Below are 13,145 nucleotides of genomic sequence, written 5' to 3'. Positions count from 1 at the left end.
CTACGCGACCTTAATTCAGCTAGAACTTTTTGTTCCTTGTCTCAACACTGGTGTTGGCTGAGCCAGATAAGAGGCTACAACCGTAGGGAGCTCGTAATGCGTCATTACGAAATCGTATTTATGGTTCACCCTGATCAGAGTGAACAAGTACCTGGCATGATCCAGCGTTATACTGACTTGATCAATGCTGCTGAAGGCAAAATCCACCGTCTTGAAGACTGGGGTCGTCGCCAATTAGCATACCCAATCAATAAATTGCATAAAGCACACTATGTTTTAATTAACATTGAAGCGCCTCAATCAGTTATTGATGAACTAGAAACTTCTTTCCGTTACAACGATGTTATTATTCGTAACATGATCATGCGTACTAAAGGTGCAGTAACTGAAGCTTCAGTTATGGCTGTTTCTGAAGAACGTCGTGAAGTTAAGAAAGATGTTGCTGAAGAAGCGCCTAAAGCTACTACTGAAGAAGCACCTAAGGCTGCTGCTGAAGAAGTTACAGGCGAAGAATAAGTAACAGTGACAGTCTCTTTATCAGAGAATTGCCTTGTGTTGGTAGGAAAAGTTATTAAACGACCTAAAATATCAACAAGCCCCGCAGGTATTCAGCATTGTCAGTTTTCAATAGATCATCATTCTATTCAAAACGAAGCAGGTATGAACAGACAAGCGTTTGTTCGAATACAAGTAGTTGCAACAGGTGATATGTCACAAAACTTAACTCGTGATTTAACTGAGGGCTGTAATGTAAAAGTGACTGGTTTTATCAACCGGCACGAATCTCGAAACGGTAATCCGCTTCTTGTGTTACATGCTCAACAGATTGAAATGATTAATTAGGAGAAATCCATGTCTCGTTTTTTTAGACGTCGTAAGTTCTGCCGTTTTACTGCAGAAGGTGCTGTATCTATCGATTATAAAGATATTGCAACACTAAAAAACTATATCACTGAAAGTGGTAAAATTGTTCCTAGCCGTATTACTGGTACAGCTGCTAAATATCAACGTCAACTTGGTCGTGCGATCAAGCGTGCTCGTTATTTAGCATTGTTACCATATACAGATTTACATAAGTAACCTAATAAGGGGTTTTGAAAATGGAAGTAATCCTTCTTGATAAAATCGCCAAATTAGGCGGCCTTGGTGACAAGGTGTCAGTTAAGTCTGGCTATGCACGTAACTACTTATTACCAAAAGGTAAGGCTGTATTTGCATCTGCGGCTAACGTTGAGCATTTTGAAGCTCGTCGTGCTGAATTAGAAGCTCAATTAGCAAAAACTTTAGCAGCAGCTGAAGCTCGTGGCGCTAAATTAGCTGAATTAGCTGAAATTACTATCGCATCAAAAGCGGGTGATGAAGGTAAATTATTCGGTTCAATTGGTACTCGTGATATCGCTAATGCAATTACTGAAGCTGGTGTTGAAGTAACTAAAGCTGAAGTACGTTTACCATTAGGTGCTATCCGTGAAACAGGTGAATTCGATATCGTAATTCACTTACACAATGATGTTGATACTAACATCAAAGTTGTTGTTATCGCTGAAGCATAATTTAAAACTATTCATTTAGTTCTAAATTTTTAAACACCGTATTATCTTAGATAATACGGTGTTTTTTATTTTATGGTGTTAAATATTAGCGATATAAGTCATTTTTATAGTAAAAAAATATGGTTGTTTGATAAATTTACGTTACAGTTAGTTATGAGCTTTTGAATTCTATGTAAATTATCGCCTAATTTCTTTTATATTTATGGCAAAAAGTGTTTATTAAATTATTAACAATAATTTTATTAAAAACTTGCGTCAATTCACTAATAGAGGATAATGGAAATTAGGTAATTCGTTATAAATAAACAATAAAATAGACATATGTCACTTATACCTAAAATTAATAAGCTGTTTTCTAAAAAAAAATCGAACGACATTATTGGTGTTAGTTTGCAATCGAACTCACTATCTTATTGTTATCGTCCCGTAAACACCTCTCCAGATTGTCAAAAAATTACAGAACCTAATCTTTCTCATTCTATTACTACATTAGCTGATAGGGTTAATGGTAAGGGGCTGTGTCATATAGTTTTATCATCGAGTCAATATCAAATAGTACAAGTTGATAAACCTAAGGTACCTGATACAGAAATTAACGCAGCACTTAAATGGCAAGTGAAAGATTTAGTGCCATTTAAACCCGATAATATGGTTGTTGATTATTTTGATGCTCCACAATTATCCATGAATGTAGAAAAAATTAATGTTGTATGTGCTGACTTAACAGAGTTGAAGTCAATTGTTGAAGATATGGGTGATAAGCAATTAGATATAGCTTCTATAACGACAGTAGAGTTTGCGTTTTCACAATTAATTCCCGAAAGTGAATTAGCTATTTTGTTGGTTTGTCAGCATGCAAATGAAGATTTACTTATTCTTATTATTAAACAGGGCCGGATCTTTTTTCAACGTCGTATTCGAGGTCTTTCTCAAATATCACAAAAAACGGAAGAAGAACTTACAATGGGCTCAATAGATATGTTGAGTTTAGAGATACAGCGTTCAACCGATTATTTTGAACGACAATTAAAGCAGGCACCGATCAAAGAAGTTCAAGTGATTATCCCTATGGCATCTGAAGCATTTTTGGTTCGAAAAATTTCAGAAAATACCAATGTACCAGTAAATCTCCTATCAATGCCTGAAGGGTTTGAACAATACCGAGATTTTCCGGGTGCGGTTGGAGCTTCTATGTTACCAAATACGGCGGTAGCAATATGACCGAGATAATAACAGGTAAGCATAGTGTAAACTTATTACAGCCTGAATTAATTCCTGTAAAGCCTTTATGGTCTTTAAAAAGATTGTTTATTGTTTGGTCGGCCACTTTAGTTTTTATGTTGCTATTGATTTTTTTAAGTCAAAATCAATTACAAAAAACGAGTAGTCGTCATCAGCAACTAACAAATGAGACAATAGCATTAAATGAAAAACTTGTTCAATTAGAAAATGAACTTGAAGCTCATAAACCAGATAACAAACTGAAATTAAAAATAGATTTACTTGCGTTAATTTTAAACAATAAAACACAGTTACATGCTGAATTAACTGATACGACAAAAACTCAAGTAGCAGGCTTTGCACAATCAATGACTGAACTATCTGAAAACCATCATAAAGGTATTAGTCTATCCATTGTTCAAATTAACAATGATGATATGACTTTTGCTGGAGTAACTAAAAATCCACAAGCAGTACCTGCTTGGTTGGCAGGTTTTGAAAATGCTACATTTTTGTCAGGTAAAAAGTTTATTAATTTTGTTATGCAAGAAAATGAAAAACAACAAATTCAATTTGCGGTAAGTTCTAAAGCTGATCTTGAGGGCTTTTCTTATGAGTAAGTGGCAAGAGTATTCAGATAAATTTCAAAACATCAGTGTTAGAGAGCAATACTTAATTTTAATTACTGGCTTAGTTGCTATTATTTTTATTTCTTTTACTTTATTTCTTGATCCCAGTTTAGCAAAAACGAAAAACCTTCAAGAGCAGTCTGTTAGTTTAGCATCAGACAATCAGTCGGTTAGAACGTCTATTTCAATTTATGAAGAAGCATTAGCTAAAGATCCTAATGTAAAGTTTAATGACCAAATATCTGCTTATGAAAAGCAATTAAAGCAAATAGACGACAAATTGCTACTATTAACCTCTGAGTTAATCGACCCTATTCAAATGAGATTTGCATTAATTGATATGTTGAAAGTACAAAAAGGTGTATCACTTATTTCATTCGAATTATTAGGCGCTAGACCTTTAATGGGGAAAGAAGGTGACTTAGCTGGTGAAGACAATGAAAGTGAAGAAAATAAGAAAGAAAAGTTAAAAAAAGCTTTTGCTGATGTCAATATGCCACAAGAAAATATTAACTTATACCAACATGGCATTCGATTAAAATTAACGGGTAAATATTTTCAATTACGCGACTATTTATCACAATTAGAAGCTATGCCTTGGAAGTTTTTTTGGAAAGACTTTCGCTATACAATTAAAAAGTATCCATTGGGTGAATTAGAAATTGAGATGTATAGTTTAAGTACTAATGAGGAATTTATTGGTGTATAAATTTATATTAATCATTATTTTATCCGTATTTTCTTTTGATACTTTTGCACAGGGGGTTGATCCAACTAAGCCATTGTCAATATCGAATAATGCAGGCGTTGAAAATATTGAAAAAGGATTAGTACTTGAAACTATTTTTTACCGTAGTAAAAATAAATCAGCAATTATAAGTGGGAAGCTAATGAAGGTAGGTGATTATATTGGAGAGCATGAGTTAATCACAGTAAACTCCTCAAATGTTATTTTACGATCTGATGACGAACGTTTAAAGCTGTCTATGTTTTCTAATGTTGTAACTAAATAACCATGAAAAGAAATAATCATATGAAACTTTCAAAATTGAGCCTAAATAGCTGTTTAATTTCTTTTTTATCTATCGCTTCGGTTGGTTGTCAAACGGTGCCAGATCAGCCAACAGTTGTTAATAACGAGTTAGATAAAGCTATTGAAGAGTCTACAAAACGCAAAACACCTAAACCTTTAACTCAACTTCCAAACTCTGTTAAACAAGAATTAATGCAGCAAAGTATGCAAACTGCAAAAAATGGTTTGCTAGCTGAAAAACGATTAGAGATTGCAGCGAGTGAAGTAAAGGCACAAGATTTTTTCGCCGCTTTAGTTGAAGATTCACCTTATAGTATCGCTGTACATCCTGATGTAAGCGGCTCTATTACATTAAATTTAAAAGAAGTAACGATTCAAGAAACGCTAGATGTTGTAGAAGAATTATACGGTTTCGATATTCGTCGCCAGGGAAGCGTGATTCAAGTGTATGCCGCAGGTATGCGTACAGAAACTATTCCTTTAGATTATCTATTCGTAAAACGCAGTGGTTCGTCTAGTACACGCGTTAATTCTGGTGGTGTATCTGAAAACGATCCTAATTCAGGCGGATCTTCAGGAAGTCGTTCAAGTGGAAACTCTAATCGAAACTCTGGTAATTCAAACAATCAAAACAATGATAATAACAACGGACAAAATAGCCAAAGCAGTAATGGTAGTAGCGGAACTAATATTTATACGAGTAATGAATCTAATTATTGGGAAGAATTAAAAGAAAACTTGTCTTCTTTAATTGGCGCTAAAGCTGAAGGTGGCGAAGGCCGTTCTGTTATTGTTTCCCCTCAGGCGGGCTTAGTAACCGTTCGCGCTTTGCCAAATGAAATAGCGTCAGTAAAAAAATTCTTAACTGATTCACAAGAGCATTTACGTAGACAAGTGATTATTGAAGCCAAAATAATGGAAGTTACTCTCAATGACGACTATCAGCAAGGAGTTAAGTGGGAAAATGTTTTAGGGCATGTAGGCTCAACAGATCTTAGTTTTCAAACAACAGGAAATATTGTTGGTAATGTTATTTCTGCATCTGTGGGGGGCTTAACCGGTCTTAGTTTTAAAAATGCTGATTTTTCAGGAGTTATAGATTTACTTTCTACTCAAGGGAATGTACAGGTATTATCAAGCCCTAGAATTACGGCAACCAATAATCAAAAAGCTGTAATAAAAGTAGGTGAAGATGAATATTTTGTTACTGAAATTTCAAGTACAACTACTACGGGTACAGCAACAACCACAACCCCAGAAATTCAATTAACACCTTTTTTCTCTGGTATTGCATTAGATGTGACCGCGCAAATAGATAAAAATGGGGAAGTCATTTTACATGTTCATCCGTCAGTAACTATTACGGATGAACAAACGAAAACAATACGCTTAGGCGATGATAATTTTTCATTGCCACTTGCACAAAGTAGTGTTCGTGAATCTGATACTATTATTCGGGCTAAATCAGGAGAAATTGTTGTTATTGGTGGTTTAATTGAATCTCGTAAAGTGGATCAAGAGTCAAAAACACCTTTATTAGGCGATATCCCTTTATTCGGAGAATTGTTCAAAAGTAAAACGGAAAGCATTCAAAAGAAAGAACTTATTATTATGCTTAAACCGATTGTTGTCGATCAAAACACTTGGAAAACACAATTACAAGACGCTAGGGCATTATTAAAACAATGGTTTCCTGAAGAAGTTGAAAAAACAACTAGCGAACAGTAAACATGTATTTGTACCACTTTGGTTTACGTGAACTACCTTTTACACTGACGCCAAATACACATTTTTTTTTAGGGCTAGAGCCTCATAACGAGGCTTTAGCGGTGTTAATTACGGCTTTGCAAACAGGCGAAGGCTTTATTAAAGTTATTGGTGAAGTGGGGACTGGAAAAACCTTACTATGCCGTAAATTACTAAATGAAATACCTAAACACTTTGTTACTGCTTACATTCCTAATCCTTATTTAAAGCCTGATGAATTAAGAAGGGCTGTAGCACTTGAGTTGGGTGTAAGACAAGCACAACGAATGTCAGTACAACTACTTACACAACGCATTCAGCAAAAGCTTATTGATTTACATAAAGAGGGGCGCTCTGTTGTTCTCATACTTGATGAAGCACAAGCTTTACCAGAAGAAAGTTTAGAAGCTCTTCGCCTATTTACTAACCTTGAAACAGAAACCAGAAAGCTTTTACAAGTTGTATTATTTGCACAGCCAGAATTAGATGAACGACTAAGCCAAACTAACTTTCGTCAATTAAGGCAGCGCATTACCTTTTCTTATAAGCTAAGGGCAATGACAAGTATTGAAGTTGAGCGTTATATAGAGCACCGTTTACAAATCGCGGGTTATAAAGGCGCTGCTTTATTTAACTCTCGTCTTTGTAAAAAAATATCCAAAGCAACTCAAGGTATTCCGAGGTTAGTTAATATTTTATGTCACAAAATGCTTATGCTCACATATGGTCAAGGACACTTTCAAATTAATACAAGCCATTTAAAAGCTGCGATAAAAGACACCGAAGATACACAATTACCTTTGATTGATCTTCGATGGGTTTTTACAGGTATTATTTTAATTACTTTGTTTATCGGTGCATACCTTTATTGGGATTTCCGAGGATGAGTGTTATTAACCAAATGCTGAAAGAGCTTGAACAAAGGAATGAGCAATCAACAGGTAATCATAATGCCGACACACGTTATGGCAATAAGAAAACGTTATCGAAACTTAATATTGCGCTTATTGTTCTGATGATTATTGTGGTTAATATATTGGGTATTTACACTTGGAATTTGTACTCTGAAAATAAAACCCTTAAAACGGCTGTAAATGTTACGAGTAATCATGATGCTAATACACCTCCTTCAAATGATCAATCAATAACAAAAAAACTTGTGAGCATAGAGCCAAAACTGAAAAGTCAACCTACTGAAATTAAAGAAACTCTTAAAAAAGAAAGTATTCCCACAACGACTCAAGATGTTAAGCCGCCACAAGTTGTTAATACTTTAAGCACAGAACCCAATAAGCAACCCATTGTAGTTAAAGAAGAACATGTTGAACAACTCAATACAGTTACTCAGAAAAGTATTCAGCAAGCTCGTAGTCAGCAGATAGTTGAAGACGACAATACTGTGGTTACACCACTTAATAACATTATAGAATCAGAAGATTTAAACGTAAGTTTGAGAGCTGAAGAAACTCAAGCACCTCTAAAAAAATCATCTCTCAGTATTTCTAGAAGTAAATTATCACCTGAGCGTGCAGTACAGAATAAACTGAAAAAAGCTGAACAAGCTATAATTGACAACCAAGTACCTAAAGCTGAACAATTATTTGAAGATGTTTTACTTATTCAGCCTGAAAATAAAGGTGCTCGAAAACAATTAGCCGCTTTATGGTTTGGCCGTAGACTGTATAGACCAGCGTTAAACTTATTATCACAAGGGATCGATATATATCCTGATGATATGGATTTCAGGCTAATGAAAGCCCGTATTTTAATGACTCAAAATAATAATAGAGAAGCATTTCAAGTATTAAATGATTTCTCTGATGTACAAAATGTAGAGTATCAGTTGTTATTAGCTAATACCGCTGAGTCTGTAGGCAATGTAAATAGTGTGATTTTAGCTTATCAGCAACTTACTACTATAGAAGATTATAAAGGTAAATGGTGGATGGGATTAGCCGTGGCTTTAGACCGTAACAGTCAGTTCGAAGAAGCGAAAGCAGCATACGAAATGGCTTTGTCTAAAGGCAGTTTATCTAGTAATTCAGCACAATTTATCAGACAAAGATTGACCGAGTTAGGAGAATAATAATGGCGGCACCTAAATTAAAAATGCGATTAGGTGATTTGTTAGTACATGAGCATATTGTAACTAACGAACAGTTAATGCAGGCGTTAAATAGCCAAAAATCTACTGGACGTAAGTTAGGCGATACGCTCATTGAGCTAGGCTATATTGGTGAAAGGCAATTACTTGAATTTTTAGCTCAACAACTCGGCGTACCATTTCTTGATATAAGCCAAAAACGCATCCCTTCAGAAGTTGCTTCGCTGTTGCCTGAAGTACATGCAAGGCGTCTACGAGCATTAATTATTGAAGACCAAGGTGATGCTGTTCTTATTGGTATGAGTGATCCAGCTGATTTAGGAGGGTTAGATCAACTCGAACAAATGCTTGCGCCTAAACAGTTAAAACTTGCTGTTGTTATGGAGTCTCAGCTATTTGAAGCCTTCGATGGTTTATATAGAAAAACAGCAGATATAGAGTCTTTTGCCAGCCAATTAGAAGAAGAGTATGACCAAACGGCTGATTTTGACTTAAGCACTTCGTTTGGTGACGAAGGCGGTGATGCAACCGTAGGTAAGTTATTACAGTCAGTATTTGAAGATGCTATTCAAATGCGTGCTTCAGATATTCATATCGAACCTGATGAAAATCAACTACGTATTCGCCAACGTATTGATGGTGTTTTACAAGAAAATATTTTAAAAGAAAATAAAATTGCTTCGGCTATGGTTTTACGTTTGAAATTAATGGCTGGCCTAGATATTTCTGAAAAACGCTTACCTCAAGATGGTCGTTTTAATTTACAAATTAGTGGGCATAATGTAGATGTTCGTATGTCAACTATGCCTGTTCAGCATGGCGAGTCTGTTGTTATGCGTTTACTCGATCAAACAGAAGGCTTACTCACATTAGATGAAACCGGTATGCCTAGTGACTTAGTGACTAGAATACGCCATCAAATAAGTCGCCCACACGGTATGGTATTGGTTACAGGACCTACAGGTAGTGGTAAAACAACTACTTTATATGCCGCGTTAAGTGAGCTAAATCAATCCAGTAAAAAAATTATTACTGCAGAAGATCCTGTCGAGTATCGGTTGTCACGTGTAAATCAAGTTCAAGTAAATAGTAAAATTAACCTTACTTTTTCTTCTGTACTAAGAACGGCTTTACGTCAAGATCCCGATATTATTATGATTGGTGAGATGCGTGATAAAGAAACGGTAGAAATTGGTTTGAGAGGTGCATTAACGGGTCATTTAGTTTTATCAACATTACATACTAACGACGCTATAACGAGTGCGCTTCGTTTAATTGATATGGGAGCTGCTGGATTTTTAGTAGGTAGCTCGCTCAGAGCTGTTATTGCTCAACGACTTGTAAGAAGAGTTTGCGGGAGTTGTGCCATTGATCATGAACCCAATAGCCAAGAAAAATTGTGGCTAACAAACTTGATGGGTGAAGGAGTAACATCGCATCGATTTAAGCAAGGTAAAGGTTGTCAAACATGTCAATATACAGGCTATAAAGGCCGAATTGGTGTTTTTGAATTACTTGAAATGAACGAAGGCATGATGGCGGCACTTAAAAGAGATGATCCAGAAGAGTTTGCTAAGCTTGCCAAAGCTAACCCTACATTTAGGCCATTAGCCGTAGCGGCATTTGATTATGCTACTCAAGGTATTACAAGTATAGAAGAAGTACTTCGCTTAGTTGAAACGGTAGACGTTACAGGGTAATAAAAAAGATGGCAGCGTATAGTTATATTGGACGAGATGCTAAAGGCTCTCAAATTAAAGGAAAGTTAGAAGCTAGTAATTCTGCTGCTGCGGCAGAGCAACTTTCTCGCCAACAAATTATACCTATTTCGATTGAAGTGTTAAAAGGTGATCACAAAGGCAGTGATTTAGCCCAAATAGATATCAACGAGTTGTTAGGTTTTGCCCTAGTTTCATTAGATGACCTCATCATTTTTTGTCGTCAAATGTATGCATTGATGCGTTCAGGTGTCCCTATATTAAGAGCTATTAATGGCATGGCTGAATCAACTACATCAGTAAAATTAAAAGCTGCATTAGTTGAGGTTTCAGGCCAGTTAGAAGGGGGATATACACTTTCTACAGCGCTAAATCAGCATCCTAAAATCTTTCCTCCTTTATTTGTTTCACTTGTACATGTAGGTGAAAATACAGGTAAATTGGATGACGCTTTTGCTAAATTAGCCAGTTATTTTGACCGAGAACAAGAAACCCGTAAACGAATAAAAACAGCCTTACGTTATCCGTCTTTTGTACTTGGCGCGATAGTTATCGCAATGGTTATTTTAAATATATTTGTTGTACCTACTTTTGCTGATATGTTTACAAAGTTAGGGGCAGATTTACCTTTAGCAACTAAAGTACTTATTGCAAGTTCAAATTTCTTCTTGGATTTTTGGCCGCATCTGCTTATTGGTTGTGTGTTTGTCTTTTTTGCCATACGTAGTTACGTTAAAACTGAGCAAGGGCAGTACTGGTGGGATAAAAGAAAAGTGAATTTACCTATAGTTGGCAGCATTATTGAACGTTCAATACTTTCAAGGTTTTCTCATAGTTTTGCAATGATATTACGTGCAGGTGTTCCAATGACTTCAGGGCTAAACCTCGTATCAGATGCTGTTGATAATAGTTACATGAAAGACAAAATTATTACCATGCGAAAGTCTATTGAAAGTGGCGAAAGCCTGCTTAGATCTGCAGTAGCAAGTAAGTTGTTTACATCTCTGGTATTGCAGATGGTAGCGGTAGGTGAAGAAACAGGAAGAGTTGACGAACTATTAGAAGAAGTAGGTGAATACTACGAACGTGAAGTTGACTACGAATTAGGTAATTTAACGGCTAAAATCGAACCCATTATGATCGCTATTGTCGCTGGTATGGTACTGGTTTTAGCCTTAGGTATTTTCACTCCTATGTGGGATATGATGTCGGCATTCCAAGGTAAATAATTATGAATTTATTAACCAGTAATTGAATTATACGTTATGTTTAAACATAGGACGTCAGATAAAAAAGAAAGAACTTTAGTTGAAATAGTGCTAATAGTTTTAGTATTGGCTATATTAATGATGAGCTTTATACATTCTTTTTTTAAACAGGAAGAAAAATTTACAGAGGCTGCTTATAGTCGTTTAGCTCAAAATTTTTCAACCAAAGTAACAGCCGTACACGCACAATGGTTTATGGACAAACAGCCAGATAACATAGTTTTATCGCTACCCCAAGCAAGTCAGCGTATATATGTTAATCGACGCGGTTGGATCGACACATTAGGTAATGAAAATGCTTGTGCCAATATTTGGAAAACTGTCATTATGGAGCCCATGTATTTTATGAACTCTCCAGTGTCAGCAATAGAAATAAAATCAGCGAATAAAACTGTTGGTCGAGTTTGCCGTTTTGAATTAGCCACAGGTGAATATTTTGAATACAGTTCGGAAAATGGCAAAGTAAGCCAGATATTATTAAAAAACGTTAATCCTTAAACTATTTGTTGTTGAAAGTAAGAGAGTTTCACTTTAAGGTAACGTAGTGTTGTAACTAAATGATTGTTACAATTAATATAATCTTGAAAGTTATGGTGTTGTTATGAGAAAACAGTCAGGTTTTACGCTAATAGAATTAGTGATAGTGGTTGTTATTTTGGGCTTTTTAGCGGTCACCGCTATCCCAAAATTTATTAATTTAACCGACCAAGCAAAGCAAGCAAATATTGAAGGTATGGCAGGCGGATTTGCAACGGGAATTTCTCTTGCTCGAGCTCAATGGGAGGCCGAAGCACGCCCTACAGATTCAAATAATAGAAATATAGTTGATTATGATGGTACCGACGTACTACTAACAACTGAAAATAAAACTGCAGGCATTAGAGGTGGGTATATTGTTGCTTCTTTAAATGGTGATAATGACGGAGCTACCTTAGGTGGAGGCTTTGGGGCTAGTAATTGCTTAGATATTTGGAACAGTATTTTACAACAACCTCCAAGAGCAACAACGGTTATTAATACATTAAATAGTGTAAATGCTACCGATTATTACGTAACAAATTCTGGTTCAGGTGCAAGTGCTCTATGTCATTATTTTTTAAAGGAAACTTTAAATAAGAATGCGGCGGGCGATTTTGTTGCACCAACAGGTACATTAACCGATGTTGGTAATAGCTTTACTTATCGTCCAGCCACTAGTCAAATTATTGTTTATATAAATATTTAACCCTTATTTAGCACATTAACTTTAGGTAATCTTATGAAAAAAATTAATAAATCCTCTCTGAATACGCAAAAAGGTTTTACACTGATTGAATTAGTGGTTGTTATCGTTATTTTAGGTATTTTAGCCGCGACAGCAGCCCCTAAGTTTATTGACTTAACGAGCGATGCTAAGAAAGCTACAATGAAAGGTCTTCGGGGGGCAGTCGAAAGTGCTACTAGCATGGTTCATGCAAAAGCACTTGTTAGTAATACAATCGCTGAATCCTCTTCTAAATTAACTGTTAACGGCAGTGATATTAATGTTTTTGCAGGCTGGCCTACTAATGAAGCTGCTACATGGACTGCGATAGCTAGTATTTCTTCTGATTCTTTTTTATCAGTCGTCTCATCAACAAGTGCAAATGGCTCTTCTGAAATTGTTTGGTACCCTTTTCAAGAAACTGCATTGGCCGATGTAGCTGCAGCTAAGACTGCTGCTTGTTATGTGAGTTATACTGAAAGTCTTAAATCAGCTATAAGACCAATAATAACGATTGTTGATACAGGTTGTTAAGTCTTATTTAAATAAATTCTATAGTGGAGAGCTTAAGCTCTCCATTTTTTTATCTGTTAAACCATAATAAATTAGTTAGCTGATCTTAAATGATAA

16 protein-coding genes are annotated in these 13,145 nt (G+C 35.7%); all 16 read left to right on the top strand.

Features of this window, described 5'->3' with window-relative positions; translation table 11 throughout:
• Positions 1–96: 96 nt before the first annotated feature.
• The 16 genes from rpsF to B0X80_RS20650 all read left to right on the top strand — a co-directional run bounded on the left by rpsF (position 97) and on the right by B0X80_RS20650 (position 13,049).
• Positions 97–516, top strand: a complete 420-nt coding sequence (gene rpsF / locus B0X80_RS13340) for a 30S ribosomal protein S6 (protein WP_076417172.1) — start codon at positions 97–99, stop codon at positions 514–516.
• Between the two features lie 36 nt (positions 517–552).
• Complete coding sequence (gene priB, locus B0X80_RS13335) at positions 553–843, top strand: primosomal replication protein N (RefSeq protein WP_077341029.1); 291 nt, start codon at positions 553–555, stop codon at positions 841–843.
• Positions 844–852: 9 nt separating this feature from the next.
• On the top strand, positions 853–1,080 hold the full coding sequence (rpsR, locus tag B0X80_RS13330) for a 30S ribosomal protein S18 (RefSeq protein WP_076417170.1): 228 nt from the start codon (positions 853–855) through the stop codon (positions 1,078–1,080).
• A gap of 20 nt (positions 1,081–1,100) precedes the next feature.
• The gene (rplI, locus tag B0X80_RS13325; RefSeq protein WP_077341027.1) at positions 1,101–1,553 is read left to right on the top strand and encodes a 50S ribosomal protein L9; all 453 of its coding nucleotides are present in this window, start codon (positions 1,101–1,103) and stop codon (positions 1,551–1,553) included.
• Positions 1,554–1,874: 321 nt separating this feature from the next.
• Complete coding sequence (locus B0X80_RS13320) at positions 1,875–2,774, top strand: hypothetical protein (RefSeq protein WP_077341025.1); 900 nt, start codon at positions 1,875–1,877, stop codon at positions 2,772–2,774.
• Positions 2,771–3,394, top strand: a complete 624-nt coding sequence (locus B0X80_RS13315; RefSeq protein ID WP_077341023.1) for a PilN domain-containing protein — start codon at positions 2,771–2,773, stop codon at positions 3,392–3,394. The genes B0X80_RS13320 and B0X80_RS13315 overlap by 4 nt, the downstream gene beginning before the upstream one ends.
• Positions 3,387–4,112: a hypothetical protein gene (locus tag B0X80_RS13310; RefSeq protein WP_077341021.1), complete on the top strand. Its 726-nt coding sequence runs from the start codon at positions 3,387–3,389 to the stop codon at positions 4,110–4,112. The genes B0X80_RS13315 and B0X80_RS13310 overlap by 8 nt, the downstream gene beginning before the upstream one ends.
• On the top strand, positions 4,105–4,416 hold the full coding sequence (locus B0X80_RS13305) for a hypothetical protein (protein ID WP_077341019.1): 312 nt from the start codon (positions 4,105–4,107) through the stop codon (positions 4,414–4,416). Before B0X80_RS13310 ends, B0X80_RS13305 begins: the two co-directional genes overlap by 8 nt.
• Positions 4,417–4,436: 20 nt before the next feature.
• The gene (mshL, locus tag B0X80_RS13300; RefSeq protein ID WP_077341017.1) at positions 4,437–6,164 is read left to right on the top strand and encodes a pilus (MSHA type) biogenesis protein MshL; all 1,728 of its coding nucleotides are present in this window, start codon (positions 4,437–4,439) and stop codon (positions 6,162–6,164) included.
• Positions 6,165–6,166: 2 nt separating this feature from the next.
• Complete coding sequence (locus tag B0X80_RS13295; protein WP_077341015.1) at positions 6,167–7,069, top strand: ExeA family protein; 903 nt, start codon at positions 6,167–6,169, stop codon at positions 7,067–7,069.
• Positions 7,066–8,268 carry a tetratricopeptide repeat protein gene (locus tag B0X80_RS13290; protein WP_077341013.1) on the top strand — a complete coding sequence of 401 codons (1,203 nt, stop codon included), beginning with the start codon at positions 7,066–7,068 and terminating at the stop codon, positions 8,266–8,268. The genes B0X80_RS13295 and B0X80_RS13290 overlap by 4 nt, the downstream gene beginning before the upstream one ends.
• A gap of 2 nt (positions 8,269–8,270) precedes the next feature.
• Complete coding sequence (locus tag B0X80_RS13285) at positions 8,271–9,986, top strand: GspE/PulE family protein (protein WP_077341011.1); 1,716 nt, start codon at positions 8,271–8,273, stop codon at positions 9,984–9,986.
• A gap of 8 nt (positions 9,987–9,994) precedes the next feature.
• A complete protein-coding gene (locus B0X80_RS13280) occupies positions 9,995–11,233 on the top strand; it encodes a type II secretion system F family protein (RefSeq protein WP_077341009.1) in 1,239 nt (412 codons plus the stop codon).
• A 117-nt stretch (positions 11,234–11,350) separates the two neighbouring features.
• Positions 11,351–11,770, top strand: coding sequence for a hypothetical protein (locus tag B0X80_RS13275; protein ID WP_139345322.1), 420 nt, complete (start codon positions 11,351–11,353; stop codon positions 11,768–11,770).
• Positions 11,771–11,873: 103 nt separating this feature from the next.
• Positions 11,874–12,497 (top strand): prepilin-type N-terminal cleavage/methylation domain-containing protein, encoded by a 624-nt coding sequence (locus tag B0X80_RS13270; RefSeq protein WP_077341005.1) that lies wholly within the window; start codon positions 11,874–11,876, stop codon positions 12,495–12,497.
• 33 nt (positions 12,498–12,530) lie between these two features.
• Positions 12,531–13,049 (top strand): type II secretion system protein, encoded by a 519-nt coding sequence (locus tag B0X80_RS20650; protein WP_077341003.1) that lies wholly within the window; start codon positions 12,531–12,533, stop codon positions 13,047–13,049.
• Positions 13,050–13,145 lie beyond the last annotated feature (96 nt).

Origin of the sequence: Pseudocolwellia agarivorans (assembly GCF_002000085.1) — a bacterium.
GTDB lineage: Bacteria > Pseudomonadota > Gammaproteobacteria > Enterobacterales > Alteromonadaceae > Pseudocolwellia > Pseudocolwellia agarivorans.
The sequence above is the reverse complement of the archived record's forward strand: the minus strand, read 5'-3'. Positions and strand labels throughout refer to the sequence as shown.